Genomic DNA, 17,206 nt, shown 5'->3' on the forward strand with positions numbered 1-17,206 from the left:
CTTGAAGTAATCCGTATTTTAAAACAATCCGCATTTTGACAATAAGTATATACCCTAAATAATTCGAGTTTCATGCAGGCGGCAAGAGAACGAATCCAGCGTACATGCAACTTGAAGTATGACGAGTATAGCGGAAGCATTGCTCGCTGTACTGTCTTTCACCCTTCGTTCGAACTAAGGTTCTGACGGGAGAAAATAGCTTCGACTCGGGCACCACCCAGTGCGCTGTCGCTGATGAGGATCTCACCCTGATACTGTTCGATAATTTCGACGGCAACGGCGAGACCGATACCTTGTCCGGGGCGCATGCGGTCGGCTCGCTGCCCACGCAGGAAGATCATTTCGCGCTTGCTTTCGTGGATGCCGGGGCCGTCGTCATCGATAATCAGATGCAGCTTGTGATCGGAATATTGCACGCTGATTTCAACAAATTCCAGGCAGTACTTACAGGCGTTATCAAGGATATTGCCCAGTACTTCCATAAAATCATTCTTCTCGCCCACGAAGGTCAGCTCGGGTGGAATATCGAGCGTCAATACCACGCCTTTGCGCTGATACACCTTATTTAACGCAGAACACAGGCCATCCAGCAGTGCTGGAACCGAGTGTACTTCACGTATCAGCAGATTGTGTTCGGAGCGCACGCTGGCGCGATGCAGATAATAGCCAATCTGCTGTGAGATGCGACTGATCTGTGCCAGCATGATCGGCTCAGCCTGATCGATAGTGATTTCTTTGCCGGTACGCAGCGCGCGTAACGTGGTCTGCAAGACCGCCAGCGGCGTTTTCAGACTGTGGGTGAGGTCAGTGAGCGTCGTACGATATTTATGGTAACGTTGGCGTTCGTTATTCAGCAGAATATTCAGGTTTTTCACCAAACTGAACAACTCACGCGGCGGCTTTTCATCCAACTGATCGCGTGTGCCTTTTTCCAGTTCAGCGATCTGTTTTACCAGATGTTGAATAGGGCGCAGGCTCCAGTGAGCGCCTAGCCAAAGCAGGGGAAGCACCAGCAGAAGGTTGGCAATCAAAACATAGCTGAACCATTCCCACACCACGTCTTCCTGTTGTAACTCTTGCGGGATGCGGTCGACGACGACAATGGTGATGGCGGGGAGATGCTCTGTCTTGGGATACACGTTCACGGCGATGGAATGGGTTAGCGCATTGCTATGTGCGCCATTCAGCGCCCGCAGGCTGCTCAGTAATAAGGTGTTGCCCGTTAATACCGCGCTGCTGGTATCGGTGTCGGTATCCAATTCGTGATAGGCCGTCTTGTTCAGCCACTCTGGTTTTATCAGCGCTTCCAGCTCAGGAACATGCTTTTCGCGCCAGAGTACGTTGCCATTCTCATCGTATATCAACACCAGCGTGGGGAAATTGATGTCAACATCGGGAGGCGTGACGATATTCAACTGGTTATCGCGCCACTGTGCAAGGCTGTAGTAGAGGTTACTTTCGCCGCGTAACAGGCGGAATGAGGTTTTATCAAAATTGACGCTGTAACCGATAATAGCGACGACGCCATAGGCCAACGACAGCGCCAGCACGATGGCCGCTGTCGCGAGTAGAAAACGAATGCGAAGCGAGAAAGGCTGCTTCTTATCACTCATACTGGGCCTGAGGGCGTATCAATATCAAAGCGATATCCTTGTCCGCGTACGGTAGTAATTACATCTTGCGCGTCCGCCTGCTGAATTTTCTTGCGTAACCGTCCCATCAGTACATCAATGGTGTGGCTTTCCCGCAGTTCCGCATCGGGATACAGCTGTAGCATCAGCGACTCTTTGCTGACGACTTTACCCTTGTTGCGAATCAGCGTCTCGATAATCGTGTATTCAAACGCAGTCAGCTTGATTGGGGCGCTGTGGATCATCAGTTCGCGGCGCGACAAATCGATCTCGAAGGGCGGCAGACTGATAATTTGTGATGCCAAACCACTGTTGCGCCGCATCAGCGCCTGCAAACGTGCCACCACTTCTTCCATATGGAACGGTTTAGTCACGTAATCGTCCGCACCCGCTTCCAGCACGGCGACTTTGTCCTGCCAGCCTTCACGGGCGGTCAACACCAGAATAGGCAGTTTGATCTGATGCGCGCGCCAGCGACGAATCATGCTCATGCCATCTTCATCGGGCAATCCGAGATCGACAATCGCAATATCCGGCATGTTTTCATGCAGAAAATAATCTGCTTCTTTAGCGTCAGACGCTGCGTCAACCTGATGCCCCATTTCGTTCATCTGAACGGTTAAATGATGGCGTAGCAATACATTATCTTCAACGACCAGAATCCGCATCGTTATATCCTCTGTCGAATAGATAGAATCATATTTATTGAAATGCTTTTATGTAGCCTATCTTTCACGTCTGTCACTCCCGCGTATCAGCATTATACGCAGAGAAAGTCATTTATTTTATTTGTTAAATTATCCACAGGAAGGGTAAACCGGGTATAAACAGGCTGGAAATGGTTGGCCTTAAGGGAAACTGGCGGGCAGGGCGCCCGCCAGAGGGAGTACGAAATTTTGTTTGAGAACGCTTATTTCAGGTCATCGACCATGGCGATAGCGCGGCCAATATAGTTGGCTGGCGTCATCGCTTTCAGACGCGTTTTTTCCGCTTCAGGTAATTCCAGACCATCGATAAATGCCTGAATACCCGTCGCATCAATACGTTTGCCGCGTGTCAGTTCTTTCAGTTTCTCGTACGGTTTTTCAATCCCGTAGCGGCGCATCACGGTTTGAATCGGCTCTGCCAACACTTCCCAGTTGTGATCCAGTTCGTCAGCCAGACGATCGCGGTTCACTTCCAGTTTGCTAATGCCTTTCATCGTGGCCTGATACGCAATCAGTGCATAGCCCACACCCACGCCTAAGTTTCGCAGCACGGTAGAGTCGGTAAGGTCGCGCTGCCAGCGAGAAACCGGCAATTTGCTAGCCAGGTGCGCCAGTACGGCGTTCGACAGCCCCAGATTGCCTTCCGAGTTTTCGAAGTCAATCGGGTTAACCTTGTGCGGCATGGTTGAGGAACCGATTTCGCCCGCAATGGTTTTTTGTTTGAAGTGATTCAGTGCGATGTAGCCCCAGATATCACGGTCAAAGTCGATCAAAATGGTGTTGAAACGCGCGATGCAGTCGAACAGCTCGGCGATGTAATCGTGCGGTTCGATCTGTGTGGTGTACGGGTTCCAGTTGATGCCCAGCGAGGTGACAAAGCTTTCGCTGAACTGGTGCCAGTCCACTTCCGGGTAGGCTGCCAGATGGGCATTATAGTTGCCGACAGCACCATTAATTTTGCCCAGAATCTCAACCTGTTGCAGCTGACGATATTGGCGCTCCATACGGTAAGCCACGTTAGCGAACTCTTTACCGATGGTGGATGGCGTGGCTGGCTGACCGTGTGTACGGGAAAGCAGCGGGATATCGCGGTATTCCTGTGCCAGCGTTTTCAGCGCATCAATAATCTGGCGCCAGTGCGGCAAAATGACGTCGCGGCGAGCGGTATCAAGCATGAGTGCGTGAGACAGGTTGTTGATGTCTTCTGAGGTACAGGCGAAGTGGATGAATTCGTTAACGGCATGCAGTGCTGGAATAGCAGCGACTTTCTCTTTCAGAAAATACTCAACGGCTTTCACATCGTGGTTGGTCGTACGCTCGATCGTTTTAATGCGGGCCGCATCTTCTTCGCTAAATTCGGCGACAATTTTATCAAGGAAAGCGTTTGCGTCAGCGTCAAATGCAGGAACTTCCTGGATCTCTGCACAGGCTGCCAGTTTTTGCAACCAACGTACTTCAACCTGCACACGGAATTTCAGCAAACCGAATTCGCTGAAAATGGTGCGCAATGTGCTGACTTTATCGCCGTAGCGTCCATCAATAGGGGAAACGGCGGTCAGTGAGGATAATTCCATCGCAAGCAACTCCTGAGATTGGTTTCAATAACAATTATTTTCAAGAACAATTGGTTTTAAGAACACGTGGTTTTAAGTACACGCAGTTTTTAAGAACACTTGGCTTTAAAAACACGTAGTTTCGATAATAACGAGTTTCAACAACTGACTGATTTGAACCAGCCAGTTTTAGTACAAAATCGAGTATTGCAACGCTGGCGTTAATCACACCAGCGTCAGCTATAACGGCAAGAATACCATCAAACGGATGGGCAACGCGCCAATATCTGTTTCGCTTCTTTGACCAGTTGACTGCGTGAGAACATCAACTGTAAGCGCCCACCACCAATCTGTTGCCAGAGCACCGTAGAACGGATTCCGGCCAGCAGCGCGGCACGGACTTTAGCTTGCACCTGGCTGTTTTTCAGCACTTCTGGTGAGCCAGTAACCTGAATACGTGGCCCCAGCGTGCTGATGACATCCACGTAAATCGCGGCGAGCGCGCTAACGATCGTTTCGGAAAGTAGCTCAAAATGCTCCAGTTGGCGTTCCAACTGCCCGATGCGCTTACCTAATTCGTCAAGCGCAGCAGATTTCGCATTCAGCTTGCGTTCTAACGCGATCAGACTGAAGGTATAGCGCGATAATTCTGCACCCGCGCCTTTGTTACTGCTGGTATTCAGAATACCCAGTAGCGTTTCCAGCCCAACCTTCAGGTTTTGCTCGTCATTGCCGTAAACGGCCAACGTAGATGCCGGATTGAGGTTCAACACGCTGTTCAGCGAGGTATGCAGCACATCATTATTACAGTTTCCCGTGTGGGCCAACTGCTGGACTAAATGTGCTGATTGGCAAATGCCTGCGAGCGCCAGCGTGATTTCATAATAATTCTTAGCCACGGTTACTCCTGTAAGCGTTCTTCGATGATGCCGCCACCAAGGCAAACGTCGTCTAGGTAAAAGACAGCGGATTGGCCCGGAGTTACGGCAGCGACGGGCTCATCAAAACGCACGGTAATGCGATCGTCGCCAAGTGGGGTGACGGTGCAGGGAATATCCGCCTGACGGTAACGGGTTTTCACCGTGCAGCGTAATTCAGCGGTCAGCGGCTGGCGATCGACCCAGTGTAACTGCTGTGCGATTAAGCCGTACGACATCAGACGAGGGTGTTCGTGACCCTGCGCGACATACAGAATATTGTTGGCGACGTCTTTATCCACCACGTACCAAGGATCTTCGCCGCCGTCTTTGACGCCGCCAATCCCCAGTCCTTTGCGCTGTCCCAGCGTGTGGTACATCAGCCCCTGATGTTGTCCCATCGGTTTATTGTCGTCGACGGACAGAATCGGGCCGGGCTGTGCGGGAAGGTAACGCGCCAGAAAATCGGTGAATTTGCGTTCGCCGATGAAGCAAATACCCGTAGAGTCTTTCTTCTTCGCGGTAGCCAGTTCAAGTTCTTCGGCGATCTTGCGCACCTGTGGCTTTTCCAGTTCGCCGACGGGGAACAGACTTTGTGAAATTTGTTCATGGCTCAGCGTATAAAGAAAATAGCTCTGGTCTTTGTTGCCGTCCATGCCGCGCAGCAAACGGCTTTTGCCGTCAACGTCGTGACGACGGACATAGTGGCCTGTCGCGATATAGTCCGCCCCGAGATCCTCGGCAGCGAACTCCAGGAAGGCTTTGAATTTGATTTCTTTATTGCACAGGATATCGGGATTGGGGGTGCGGCCCGCTTTATATTCTTCAAGGAAGAGTTCAAAAACGTTATCCCAATATTCCGCGGCAAAATTGACGGTATGTAATTCGATACCCAGTTTGTCGCAAACGGCCTGTGCATCAGCAAGGTCAGTGGCCGCTGAGCAATATTCCGTGTCGTCATCCTCTTCCCAGTTCTTCATGAACAGGCCTTCAACATGATAGCCCTGTTGCTGTAACAGGTAAGCGGAAACGGAGGAATCAACACCGCCGGACATACCGACAATCACTTTTTTCTGGCTGTTATCTGACATGGGAGTCTCACGAACTGAAATTTACTGGCGCATTGATGCGAAAAACAAGCGGCATATTTTAGCATGTTGAACCGAGGGCTGCATCGCTATTCCTGCCGCGTGGTGGTTAGCTCACGCGTGGCAGGAATGGCAAGATGTCTAAAAAGGCCAGTTAAACGCGCCCAATACGGTTAACGGATAGCGTTCTGGCTGCTGATAGCAGCGAATACTTTCGGCCACCAGTGGTGAACGAAGCTGGCGAGAATGCAGAATTTCTTCGGCGGTCACCCAGCGACAGCATTCGATGTCGCTGTCGTGCGGTTGGGTGTCGACCCGCTGAGGCAGATCGAGCGCGAAGCAAAAGCGTAAAAACGGTGTGTTATCTGGGGCAATCCATTGATGCAGACGCAAGAAACTGTGTGGCGCTGCCTGAATGCCGGTCTCTTCCCATAGCTCACGGCTCGCCGCCTGAATCAGCGTCTCGTCGGCTTCCAGATGGCCCGCGGGTTGGTTCCACAATAATTTGTCGTTAATTAACTCTTCGACGACCAGAAAATAGTTCTCGGCCTGTACCACACAGGCAACCGTTACATGGGGTTTAAACATCCGCTATCTCCTTCCATTCTCCGGGTAACAGGTTTTCTACGGTTTGATTGGCCATGCCGTATCGAATCAGACGCAGGGTAGGATACCCGATATTCGCCGTCATACGACGGACTTGCCGATTACGACCTTCATACAGCGTAATTTTTAGCCAGCAGTCAGGAATGCTTTTACGTTCGCGTATTGGAGGATTACGCGGCCACAGCCAGTCAGGTTCCGGCACGATCTCCGCGCCTGCAGGCTGCGTTTTACCGTCATTCAGTTCCAAACCGGTACGAAAGCGCGTCAGTGCGGCCTCATCAGGAATGCCTTCAACTTGAACATAGTAGATTTTGGCCGTTTTTTTCGTCGGCTGAGTTAGCCGTGCCTGAAGCTTGCCGTCATTGGTGAGAATCATCAGGCCTTCGCTGTCGCGATCCAGACGCCCAGCGGCATAAATGCCGCTAATCGGAATGTAATCTTTCAGCGTGCTACGCCCAGCTTCATCAGTGAATTGCGGCAAGACATCGAAGGGCTTGTTGAACAAAACAATCCGGCGCGGCGTATTCTCAGGCTGCCTTTTTCTTGCTGGCTGTGAGCTGAATCGTTTAACTTTGTGATTTTTAACAGGGAATTTATTCATCATCTTTATAGTCGCGGATAACAAAAGCATTATACTCGAAATGGTTTGCGATTGGCGCGGGCTAAATATTCAAGTAGTATTGACACGCATCTTACAAGTCATTAACAAAATTGCGCTCGAAGGAGAGGTTAATGGAAAGCAAAGTAGTGGTACCGACAGAAGGTCAGAAAATCACGGTTGATGCTCAAGGCAAACTGGTTGTTCCGAACAATCCGGTTATCCCGTTTATCGAAGGTGACGGCATTGGTATCGATGTAACGCCAGCCATGATCAACGTAGTGGACGCCGCCGTGAAAAAAGCCTATCAGGGCAAGCGCGCGATTTCCTGGATGGAGATCTACACAGGTGAGAAATCCACGCAAGTTTACGGTAAAGATGTCTGGCTGCCAGATGAAACGCTGGATCTGATCCGTGAATATCGTGTGGCGATTAAGGGCCCGCTGACAACGCCAGTCGGCGGTGGCATTCGTTCTCTGAACGTTGCACTGCGCCAACAGCTGGATCTGTATGTTTGCCTGCGTCCGGTACGCTACTACGAAGGTACACCTAGCCCAGTTAAACAGCCTGAACTGACTGACATGGTGATCTTCCGCGAAAACGCCGAAGACATCTATGCAGGTATTGAGTGGAAAGCGGGGTCTGCTGAAGCAGACAAAGTGATCAAATTCCTGCGTGAAGAAATGGGCGTTAGCAAAATCCGTTTCCCTGAGCAGTGTGGCATCGGCGTGAAGCCGTGCTCCGAAGAAGGTACCAAACGTCTGGTTCGCGCTGCGATCGAATACGCGATTACCAACGACCGTGATTCCCTCACGCTGGTACACAAAGGCAACATCATGAAATTCACCGAAGGCGCGTTTAAAGACTGGGGTTACCAGTTAGCGCGTGAAGAATTCGGCGGTGAACTGATCGATGGCGGTCCGTGGGTGAAGATCAAGAACCCGAACACGGGCAAAGAGATCGTGGTAAAAGACGTGATCGCCGATGCATTCCTGCAACAAATCCTGCTGCGTCCTGCTGAATATGACGTAATCGCCTGTATGAACCTGAACGGTGACTACATTTCTGATGCGCTGGCAGCACAGGTTGGCGGTATCGGTATTGCTCCGGGCGCAAACATCGGTGACGAATGTGCACTGTTTGAAGCCACGCACGGTACTGCACCGAAATATGCTGGTCAGGATAAAGTGAACCCAGGTTCTGTTATTCTGTCTGCTGAAATGATGCTGCGTCACCTGCAATGGTTCGAAGCGGCTGACCTGATTGTTAAAGGCGTTGAAGGCGCGATCAAGAACAAGACCGTGACTTACGATTTCGAACGTCTGATGGAAGGCGCTACGCTGCGGAAATGTAGCGAGTTTGCGCAGGACATCATCGATAACATGTAATCTGCAGTTAAGTGCAGATGACTATCAGGGGCCGATTCGGCCCCTTAATTTTTCCCTCAGATTCCTTTCCCCAAAACCATCCTATTTTGTATTCATCGCCGTTGACCTAATTATTCTTTACGGGTGACCAATGCCCTGTGAACCGGGGATGAGCTGGAAGTACATCTGTTCTGGAATCGGGCTGTCCCAGCCTCCCGTATACATTGCGAAACCGATTATGCCGAAAAGGATGCCGAGCACCAGTACAGTCATCGCAATACCTGACAGTGCGGTTTGTCGCCATAGTGGTTTGGCTGCGTCACTGTCTTTTTCCTGCGATCCTGAAGGCTGAATCAGTGAGAAATGGAGCGTCGATGCCACCGGACAGGATTCGACGCAGGTCATGCAGGCTGTGCATTCTGCGGTTCTCACCTGAATTAGCTTATCCACCGGAATGTTAGAGGGACAGGCCTTTGCACACTTGCCGCAATCGATACAGCTAGTGGCATTTCGGCGGATCTTGAAGGGTGACAGCAGCGAAAATACGCCCAAGAGCGCACCATAAGGACATAGGTAGCGACACCAAAAATGACGGACAAACAGGCTGGCAAGCATAAAGAGAAAAATACAGACCAGCGTGACGGTGCCGATATTGCGGAAAAAACCGAGCATTTTGACGTCAGCGATCAGACCGTAAGGTGACATCAGAAACATATAAATGCCCTGTGCTGGCATTGATAAGGCGATGTAGAGGAAAAAACTCAATAATAGATATTTTAGGCTACGTAGCAGAATGTCCAGCCATCTTGGAAGAATGAAGTGGCGGCCAAACATTTTTTTCCCCAATGCACCTACCCACTCGGAAATCGTGCCGATAGGGCACAGCCAGGAGCAGAACGATTTTTTCAGCAACAGGCTGGTGAGAATAAATGCGAGAAGTAATAGCATTGATGCAAGGTGGATAGGGGGGAAATTACCCGTTTCCCAGGTGAACTTAACGTTCATCAATCCTGCAATTGGCAGCCAGCCTTCGATACCGCCTGGCCTCGACATATAAAGCGTCGTGCCGCCAGTTTCAAAGTAACGTACCCAAAAATAGAAAGTGACGCCGATATAGACATTGACCGTCAGTAGCAGGATCTGTGTTGCTCTGCGCCAAGTCAGTGCGTTACGCCAGTCGTTCCAAGGACGTTTACCGCCGACGGTTCCGGGTCGGCGTTGCCACCGCTTTCTTACTTTCTCGCTCATTGCTTTCAATTGCCCCATTTATTTTTTTTCACTCGGCGTTTTCAACACGCCGAAGGGATCGTGGGGCAACGTTATCATGCTCTTAACGGTCAAAAATTGATTTGTGCATTACAAATGCATGTTTTTGAGGTTTTTAGCTGCTTGATTTGTATAAGAAGATAGGTAGTAACGTGAGCGACATTGCATATGTATTGAATGACTCAATATAGTGTTGGAGGGGTTTTTCTGAAAAAAAAACGGGGTGTTAGATATATAAAAATGATGGGCACGCAAGCGTACCCATTCTATTAATTACCTGGTGAAAATATAGTTGAATATATCTGTTATATTTAAAATTCCGTGCATTTCCTGAATCATCGAATAGAATGTCTTGTTGCATTCACTGCAACTTGAGTTTTTAATTAATTTTTAATTGAGGTTATAAGTTTTTTTATTAAACTGTATTTTTATTTCTTTATTTAATTTCTGTGCGAAATTATAATTTATTATTCTTTATATTACGCTAGGTTTTTTTGCTTTTCCTGTAGCTCATCCTTTCTCATGGTTCTGACAATTTTATAAATCCATTGCAGTGAGACATTATATTTCTTCGCAAGAGCACTATGATTGCGCCCATCGAATTCTTCATATATTTGGAGATCCCGCTGAGAGGCACGCCAAGAAATCCCCATCGGGAAATAAACATTTTGTCCGCCCCACACGGTCATCATATGTTTGGCAACGGCATTGCCGACCAGTTCGGCGGTTTGTGGATCCAACTCAGTGACGTTTTTGACTGTATCGGCAACGTGTTGAGAAAGTTCGACCAGAAGCTCAGGGCCTTTACTGCGAAATTGTGGCTCAGTCATAAATCACCTTATCCTTAAAGAAAATAATTACTGCTTATGTGGGGATTTGTTCATTGCTATCTCTGGGATAGCAATCGCGTTATGTGTTCATTTAAAACTATAGTTGTTTTTGTGTCAACATCTTTAGTTTTAATTCGAGTTGTTTTTGGTTGTTAATGGCAGTGGGCGCAGTAACGCGATATGCAGACAAGGGGCCAACGAGCAGCAAAAAAAATCCCGCCATAGGGCGGGAAAGCAACACATAGACAGGAGGAATAACACAACATCAACAAGGGGTGATAAAACCATAACATGGTGATTGTATAAAACTGTTATGCGTGGGTAAGGTTATCTGGGAGAGGGTAAACGTTTTTGAAGTACGGAACAAAGCTGGTGTCCGCATTGGCTCACCGGCTTTGGTTAGAGGAAAAACGCGATAGCGACGTAAGCGAAGAACTATCTAAGCCGTGCTATAACAGTACCGAATACCAGAACACACGGCCGATGATTTCGACCTCGGATTCGTAGGCTTCTTCGTCAGCATCGCGGTTAAAGCTATGGATGACAAGGAGGCCGCCAGGCTTGCGGTAAAGTTGTTTGATTCGCTTGAGCTTATCGTTGCCACTGCCTTCCTGAGCAATGGCGTAGAGCTTTCCATCAATGATGCGTTTGTTGTTAGTATCAACTGCAACGGTGGTGCCATCCGGGATGATGGGTTCCATACTGTCACCCGCTGCCGGGAAACAAAGAACACCTGAACCGTCAGTATTTGCACCGACCTTACGCAGCGTGGCTTTGGAAAAACGGAGCTTAAAGCCGTTGTAATCCTCACTTTGAATGCGCCCGTCGCCGCATGCAAACTCAATATCCTTTAAAAAAGGCACTTCCACCTCGTCCTCTGATAGTTCTGTCGTGCTGTCCCAAGCGGATACGGTGCCCCATTTTGATGTTGGCGGAATGCTCGATTCCTGGAGTGATCGAACCACCCTGTCGCTACGCATTGGGCCTTCGCCATTTGCCAACCATTCAGGTCGAATATGTAGTGCATTGGAAAGCTCAACAATTTTGGTTGTCTGCGACGCTTTCCCCACCTCAATCTTCTGTATGGCGGCCTGAGATACACCAATCATGTCGCCAAGTGCTTTTTGGCTAAGCCCTTGTGCAGTCCTGGCGGTCTTTAATCGTTCTGCAAGTGTCGTTTTCATTCGTTCAATTTACAACCTAGGTTGTAATTTATCAAGTGGATATTAATCTTGTTTAAAAAAACCAAAGCTATGTATCGTTGGTGTGCGAAGGTCATCATAAATACAACCATAAAAACAATTTAAGTTGTTATTCCGCGAGGTGAAACCTGTGCGGATGTATGAGACAGCATCAAAATAATGCTATCGCCTGACTATCAAAAATTCTAATAAATGTCAGGCTGTCATAGTATCGTCTTATTCCATCTCCTGATTTGACTTAAACATGTGTGTAGCTTGATCTAAATCACAATCTGACTGTATGCATTTTGCTCTTATGGAAATCCCGTTGTGGGAAATACAACCAATAAATTCGTTTCATTAAGCATGCGCATGACTGCGTGTCGCGGAGGATGTATGTCTGTAATTCGCACGTGTTTAAGTCTGTTTGGCGGTGATACGGTAATTGTCCGGTGTGCTAATACATTTGAAGTACAAATGAGTAATGGTGAACAGGAATCGATGACCGAAGAGAATAGTGCTACACAGGATTCTATTTTCCGTCATGCTGAAGGTGAAGTGTATTTAACCGTGCCTTATACAGGAACTTGGGATGTCGTTATTCGAGCAAAAAATGACACACCTGAACACTCGATAACCTATTTTCCCGCCTGATAATCCCTTGGTTGGTTATATTCTGTTAATAACTTGATAATCTATTGTCGTTATCCGGTAGTGAGTCTCTGAATATACCAACCTTCTCCTTTCTTTTCTGCCGACATTGCTCAACGTTGTGAGTGCATCGGTAGCTTTCTATTTCGTTTTTCATCTATCATCTTAATTGATACGTCCATTTGTTATTATTAATGATTCTAAGGGATGATAGAGTCTGGATCTTTTGCCATACTCACACTCAGCCACCATGCGTCTTGGCTCTTGGCAAGAGAGGGAGCGTTGGTTTACTCATGCTGGCCTGTTGCTCTTGTCGTGCTCATTGCTGCAACATTTTGGATTTATAGCTAAATTTTGTCTAATCTGAACATTAATACGATGGGAGGGGGGAACCCATGAGCCGTGCCCCAATAAGCAAAGATGAAGACAAACGTCTTGCTGCTCTTCGTGAGTATGGCATTAAGAACGTATTATTTGACCCAGGTTTGAGTAACCTGATTAGCTTGGCCGCTAACATCTTTAGTGCGCCTATTGTTTTGGTATCGTTGGTAGAGGCTGAACGTCAACTGTTTGCCGCCAGCGTCGGGGTTCCGTTTTGTGAAACGCCCCGAGATATCTCTTTTTGTGCCCACACGATCCTAAAGAAAAAGATCATGGTGGTGCCTGATGCGCTCAATGATGCGCGTTTCAAAAATAACCCGCTGGTTGTAGGCATTCCCTACATTCGTTTTTACGCGGGCATCCCATTAATTACGCCGTCCGGACATGCTATTGGCACACTGTGCATTATCGATTTGAAGCCCAGAGCGACATTCACCAAGCGTGATGAGCATAATATGCAGGATCTGGCTTCATTGGTCATGGACAAGCTGGAAATGCGACGTCTTGAACTCGCGCGTAAAGCCAGTCAGGTTCGTTTTGAAAATATCGCTAATACCTCACCGGATACGATTTTGTGTGTTAATGAGAAGGGGATGATTACTTTCTGGAATACCGCTGCGGAAAATATGCTGGGATACAGTGACGAGGACATTATTGGTCTCAATATTAATACCATTGTTCCTGATGCCTTTATCGTGCAGCTCAACCATTTAGTGACCGACCGTGATTCGCTGATGAAAGGTGTGACGTTAGAACTGAATGTGCAAGCTAAAAGCGGCAGTCTGGTACCGGTTGAATTGTCGGTTTCTATGTGGGAAGACAACGACAATATTAGCTATGGTGCGATATTGCGTGACATCACAGAACGTCGCCGCAATGAAGAACGACTGTTTTTGTTAGCGCACATGGATCCGCTTACGGGGTTGGCAAACCGGACATTATTAACATCCAATCTCGAAACCGCGCTAAAGAATGAACCTGCCGTCTGTATCATGATGGTCGATCTGGATGGATTTAAAGATGTTAATGACAGTCTGGGGCATTCCAGCGGCGATGATATTCTGGTGCACGTCGCTAAAAAAATAAAAGCGACGGTCCGTTCCGGCGATGTTGTGGCGCGAATGGGCGGGGATGAGTTCGCACTGCTGTTTCCTGGCCTGAATGATAAAAGAGTCGCAGGAAAAATTGCCGAGCAAATTATTCATGAAATTTCTCAGGCGATGATTATTGACGATCACCAAATCAATATTAGCGCCAGCATTGGCGCAGTGCTGTATCCCGACTATGGATTGACGGTGCAAGATCTCTTGACCAGCGCCGATTTAGCGCTGTATCAGGCGAAGTCCGAAGGTCGAAATTGTTACCGTTTTTTCACGCGTGAGCTGCTTGAGGTGTTTCAGGCCAAGCATGCTTTTCAGCTCGAGTTTGTGCGGGCTTACGAGCAGCATGAATTTGAAATGTTCTATCAGCCACAGGTAAAACTGGCGACAAATGAGATTGTTGGTGCGGAAGCACTGCTGCGTTGGCGTCACCCTGAAAGAGGATTGCTTGGCCCGGCCGCATTCCTCACCGCACTGGAAAATGGCCCGTGGGCGGAGCGAGTCGGCGATTGGATCGTAGAAACAGCATGTAAGCAGGCCGCAGAGTGGTGTCAGGCTAGCGACAAATATTTTCGTATCAGCATTAACCTTTTCAGTGCGCAGTTTCGTACCGGCCTTTTGGCGCAGAAAATTATGGATACCCTCACTCGAACAGGGTTGGAACCCAGCTCGCTGGAACTGGAGATTACAGAAAACATTATCCTGCGTTACGACGAGAATATGATGCAACCGTTAAAGACGCTGCGGGAAGCGGGAATCGGCATTGCATTTGACGATTATGGAACGGGCTATGCCTCTCTCAGTATGCTTAAAAACTACCCAGTGACTCGATTGAAGATCGATCAAACCTTTGTCAGGACCATGTGCGAATCTCCGCCGGATGCGGCGATTGTCAGGGCGATCTTGTATCTTGGAAAAAGTTTTGGCCTGGGCGTGATTGCCGAGGGTGTGGAAACATTAGAGCAGAGCGAGCGGCTACGCGGCAAGGGGTGTGAGGAAGCGCAGGGATATCTGTTTGGGCATCCGATGCCTGCGGAGGAATTCACTCAGCTACTGAAATTGAATAAGCCGATAGACGTGTAAATGGTCGTACTGTGCCAATCTTCCCTAAAAGCCAGCGTCTGCTGGCTTTTATACTTTGCGCTTCCTACGCGGTTAACAGACTAAAAAGTGGAATGTGGATCACATTTTTTCTATAGTGCTGGCTTGTAACCCAGTACCGGATGTCCCGTGCACGAAATATTTGAAATGCTCCTTGCGGTCTTTGACCGCGCTGCCCTGATGCTGATTTGCCTATTCTTCCTGACTAGAACGCGCCAGTTCAGGCAATTGCTGCAAAAAGAGCAACATTCACCGAGAGAGCGAGTGACGGTGACGGCCATCTTTTCTCTGTTTGCTCTGTTCGGTACGTATTCCGGAATTAATGTTGAAGGATCGCTCGTCAACGTGCGGGTGATTGCCGTGATGTCTGGCGGTATTCTCTTCGGCCCTTGGGTGGGGATCGCGACGGGTATCATTGCGGGAGCACACCGTTATTTAATTGATATTGATGGCATTACCTCTGTACCTTGCCTGATTACCAGCATCATCGCGGGTATCACTTCCGGTTACATCAATAAGAAAATCAAAAAAGAGCAGCAGTGGAGTATCGGGATTCTGGGCGGAATGCTGTGTGAGTCATTAACCATGCTGCTGGTTGTTGCATGGGCGACGCCGATCGAGTTAGGACTGGATATTGTTTCAAAAATTGCCGTGCCGATGATTCTTGGCTCCATCTGTATTGGCCTGATTGTACTGCTGGTGCAGAGCGTCGCGAATGAAAAAGAGGTGATTGCCGCTAGGCAGGCCAAACTCGCGCTGGATATCGCACACAAAACACTGCCGTATTTCCGCAACATTAACAGCGATTCACTGACGGCTATTTGTAGGATCATTCGTACTGAAATTAATGCGGACGCAGTGGCGATAACGAACACGCAGCACATTCAGGCTTACGTGGGGATTGGGGAAGACAAATATAATATCGGCCACGATATTATCAGCCCGATGACTCAGCAGGCGATCCATGACGGTAAAATCATCATTAAAAATAATGATGAACAGCATCTTACGCCGGAAATTCATTCGATGATTGTCATCCCGCTGTGGGAACACGGGCAGGTGACTGGCACGCTGAAAATCTATTATCGCCATGCCCATAAAATTACTTATTCATTACGCGTGATGGCTGTCGGCCTATCGCAAATCATGTCAACGCAAATTGAGGTTTCCCGTACAGAACAACTGCGTGATATGGCAAATAAGGCGGAACTGAGAGCGCTGCAAAGTAAAATCAATCCGCACTTTCTTTTTAATGCTCTGAATGCGATTTCCTCGTCCATTCGTATTAATCCCGATACGGCGCGCCAGTTGGTCATCAATCTGTCTCGCTATTTGCGCTATAACCTCGAACTTAACGACGATGCGCTGATTGATATAAAAAAAGAGCTGTACCAAATTCAAGATTATATCGCGATTGAGCAGGCACGCTTTGGCGCGAAGTTGACGGTGATTTACGACATTGACGACGATGTGGCGTACAAAATTCCTAGCTTATTAATTCAGCCGCTGGTGGAAAATGCGATTGTGCATGGTATTCAGCCTTTCAAAGGGAAGGGAACCGTGGTGCTGTCCGTGAAAGATCAGGGCGATAAGTTGCTGGTGGCGGTAAAAGATACGGGCCACGGCATCAGTCAGGAAACGATGGATCGCGTTGCGCGCAATGAATTGCCGGGGAATAAAATCGGCCTGCTGAATGTTCATCACCGGGTCCGGCTGCTCTATGGTGATGGCCTGCATATTCGCCGTTTGGAACCTGGAACTGAGATTTATTTCTACATCCCACGAGACGATAAAACCCCGTCGGCATTGCCGGATACCGTGCAAGTGCCGTCATCAAGCTATGCTGCTGAGCAAACAGGAGGCAACCCATGAAAGCCATTATTGTTGAAGATGAGTTCCTCGCGCAGCAAGAGCTGAGTTATCTCATCAAGCAGCACAGTGATATTACGATTGAGGCAACATTTGATGACGGGTTGGATGTCCTGAAGTATCTGCAACATAACGAAGTCGATGCGATCTTTTTGGATATCAATATTCCATCGTTAGACGGCGTTTGGCTGGCGCAAAATATCAGCAAATTCGCGCACAAGCCTTACATCATTTTTATTACGGCGTACAAAGAACATGCGGTCGAGGCATTTGAAGTCGAGGCTTTCGATTACATTCTCAAGCCGTATCATGAATCTCGCATCATTACGATGTTGCGTAAGCTGGAAGCGACCTGGCAAC

The 17,206-nt window shown here is 48.5% G+C and carries 14 protein-coding genes and 1 pseudogene; 5 read left to right on the plus strand and 10 right to left on the minus strand.

All coding sequences use genetic code 11. From position 1 onward, the window contains the following. Nucleotides 1-158: 158 nt before the first annotated feature. From phoQ to rluE, 7 genes are all read right to left on the minus strand, one after another. The gene (gene phoQ / locus A0G03_RS00535) at nt 159-1,613 is read right to left on the minus strand and encodes a two-component system sensor histidine kinase PhoQ (protein WP_048260386.1); all 1,455 of its coding nucleotides are present in this window, start codon (nt 1,611-1,613) and stop codon (nt 159-161) included. Further along, on the minus strand, nt 1,610-2,299 hold the full coding sequence (gene phoP, locus A0G03_RS00540; RefSeq protein WP_048260385.1) for a two-component system response regulator PhoP: 690 nt from the start codon (nt 2,297-2,299) through the stop codon (nt 1,610-1,612). Before phoP ends, phoQ begins: the two co-directional genes overlap by 4 nt. Before the next feature lie 242 nt (nt 2,300-2,541). Continuing rightward, entirely contained in the window at nt 2,542-3,912 is a 1,371-nt protein-coding gene (purB, locus tag A0G03_RS00545; protein ID WP_048260383.1) for an adenylosuccinate lyase, read from the minus strand. Between the two features lie 239 nt (nt 3,913-4,151). Then, complete coding sequence (hflD, locus tag A0G03_RS00550) at nt 4,152-4,790, minus strand: high frequency lysogenization protein HflD (protein ID WP_011093994.1); 639 nt, start codon at nt 4,788-4,790, stop codon at nt 4,152-4,154. Nucleotides 4,791-4,792: 2 nt separating this feature from the next. Beyond that, nucleotides 4,793-5,899 carry a tRNA 2-thiouridine(34) synthase MnmA gene (gene mnmA, locus A0G03_RS00555; RefSeq protein WP_048260382.1) on the minus strand — a complete coding sequence of 369 codons (1,107 nt, stop codon included), beginning with the start codon at nt 5,897-5,899 and terminating at the stop codon, nt 4,793-4,795. 138 nt (nt 5,900-6,037) lie between these two features. Further along, complete coding sequence (locus tag A0G03_RS00560; protein WP_048260379.1) at nt 6,038-6,484, minus strand: NUDIX domain-containing protein; 447 nt, start codon at nt 6,482-6,484, stop codon at nt 6,038-6,040. Then, nucleotides 6,477-7,133, minus strand: a complete 657-nt coding sequence (gene rluE, locus A0G03_RS00565) for a 23S rRNA pseudouridine(2457) synthase RluE (protein WP_048260376.1) — start codon at nt 7,131-7,133, stop codon at nt 6,477-6,479. Before rluE ends, A0G03_RS00560 begins: the two co-directional genes overlap by 8 nt. Before the next feature lie 101 nt (nt 7,134-7,234). Here rluE and icd point away from each other — a divergent pair, with 101 nt between their 5' ends. After that, a complete protein-coding gene (gene icd, locus A0G03_RS00570; RefSeq protein ID WP_039295696.1) occupies nt 7,235-8,488 on the plus strand; it encodes an NADP-dependent isocitrate dehydrogenase in 1,254 nt (417 codons plus the stop codon). Nucleotides 8,489-8,605: 117 nt separating this feature from the next. Here icd and A0G03_RS00575 read toward each other — a convergent pair whose 3' ends face one another. The 3 genes from A0G03_RS00575 to A0G03_RS00585 form a co-directional block, all read right to left on the minus strand. Further along, a complete protein-coding gene (locus A0G03_RS00575; protein ID WP_048260374.1) occupies nt 8,606-9,715 on the minus strand; it encodes a 4Fe-4S binding protein in 1,110 nt (369 codons plus the stop codon). Between the two features lie 497 nt (nt 9,716-10,212). Next, nucleotides 10,213-10,563 carry a Mor transcription activator family protein gene (locus A0G03_RS00580; RefSeq protein ID WP_048260372.1) on the minus strand — a complete coding sequence of 117 codons (351 nt, stop codon included), beginning with the start codon at nt 10,561-10,563 and terminating at the stop codon, nt 10,213-10,215. Between the two features lie 449 nt (nt 10,564-11,012). Beyond that, nucleotides 11,013-11,747, minus strand: a complete 735-nt coding sequence (locus A0G03_RS00585; protein WP_048260370.1) for an XRE family transcriptional regulator — start codon at nt 11,745-11,747, stop codon at nt 11,013-11,015. 393 nt (nt 11,748-12,140) lie between these two features. On the opposite strand from A0G03_RS00585, the gene A0G03_RS00590 reads away from it, so the two are divergent. The 4 genes and pseudogenes from A0G03_RS00590 to A0G03_RS22080 form a co-directional block, all read left to right on the plus strand. Next, a complete protein-coding gene (locus A0G03_RS00590; RefSeq protein WP_048260367.1) occupies nt 12,141-12,398 on the plus strand; it encodes a hypothetical protein in 258 nt (85 codons plus the stop codon). Between the two features lie 392 nt (nt 12,399-12,790). Continuing rightward, a complete protein-coding gene (locus tag A0G03_RS00595) occupies nt 12,791-14,959 on the plus strand; it encodes a sensor domain-containing phosphodiesterase (protein WP_048260366.1) in 2,169 nt (722 codons plus the stop codon). A gap of 147 nt (nt 14,960-15,106) precedes the next feature. Beyond that, entirely contained in the window at nt 15,107-16,849 is a 1,743-nt protein-coding gene (locus tag A0G03_RS00600) for a sensor histidine kinase (RefSeq protein WP_048260363.1), read from the plus strand. Beyond that, nucleotides 16,846-17,200 (plus strand): annotated as a pseudogene (locus tag A0G03_RS22080) (response regulator); the annotation flags it as partial. The gene A0G03_RS00600 and the pseudogene A0G03_RS22080, both read left to right, overlap by 4 nt. Nucleotides 17,201-17,206 lie beyond the last annotated feature (6 nt).

Source organism: Pectobacterium peruviense, from assembly GCF_002847345.1.
Taxonomy (GTDB): Bacteria; Pseudomonadota; Gammaproteobacteria; order Enterobacterales; family Enterobacteriaceae; genus Pectobacterium; species Pectobacterium peruviense.

What these genes read in the sequence shown, in the direction of transcription:
- rluE (WP_048260376.1), bottom strand. Translation starts at nt 7,133, where the DNA reads ATGCTTTTGTTATCCGCGACTATAAAGATGATGAATAAATTCCCTGTT.
- icd (WP_039295696.1), top strand. Translation starts at nt 7,235, where the DNA reads ATGGAAAGCAAAGTAGTGGTACCGACAGAAGGTCAGAAAATCACGGTT.
- A0G03_RS00560 (WP_048260379.1), bottom strand. Translation starts at nt 6,484, where the DNA reads ATGTTTAAACCCCATGTAACGGTTGCCTGTGTGGTACAGGCCGAGAAC.
- A0G03_RS00575 (WP_048260374.1), bottom strand. Translation starts at nt 9,715, where the DNA reads ATGAGCGAGAAAGTAAGAAAGCGGTGGCAACGCCGACCCGGAACCGTC.
- phoP (WP_048260385.1), bottom strand. Translation starts at nt 2,299, where the DNA reads ATGCGGATTCTGGTCGTTGAAGATAATGTATTGCTACGCCATCATTTA.
- A0G03_RS00580 (WP_048260372.1), bottom strand. Translation starts at nt 10,563, where the DNA reads ATGACTGAGCCACAATTTCGCAGTAAAGGCCCTGAGCTTCTGGTCGAA.
- purB (WP_048260383.1), bottom strand. Translation starts at nt 3,912, where the DNA reads ATGGAATTATCCTCACTGACCGCCGTTTCCCCTATTGATGGACGCTAC.
- A0G03_RS00585 (WP_048260370.1), bottom strand. Translation starts at nt 11,747, where the DNA reads ATGAAAACGACACTTGCAGAACGATTAAAGACCGCCAGGACTGCACAA.
- phoQ (WP_048260386.1), bottom strand. Translation starts at nt 1,613, where the DNA reads ATGAGTGATAAGAAGCAGCCTTTCTCGCTTCGCATTCGTTTTCTACTC.
- A0G03_RS00590 (WP_048260367.1), top strand. Translation starts at nt 12,141, where the DNA reads ATGTCTGTAATTCGCACGTGTTTAAGTCTGTTTGGCGGTGATACGGTA.
- mnmA (WP_048260382.1), bottom strand. Translation starts at nt 5,899, where the DNA reads ATGTCAGATAACAGCCAGAAAAAAGTGATTGTCGGTATGTCCGGCGGT.
- A0G03_RS00595 (WP_048260366.1), top strand. Translation starts at nt 12,791, where the DNA reads ATGAGCCGTGCCCCAATAAGCAAAGATGAAGACAAACGTCTTGCTGCT.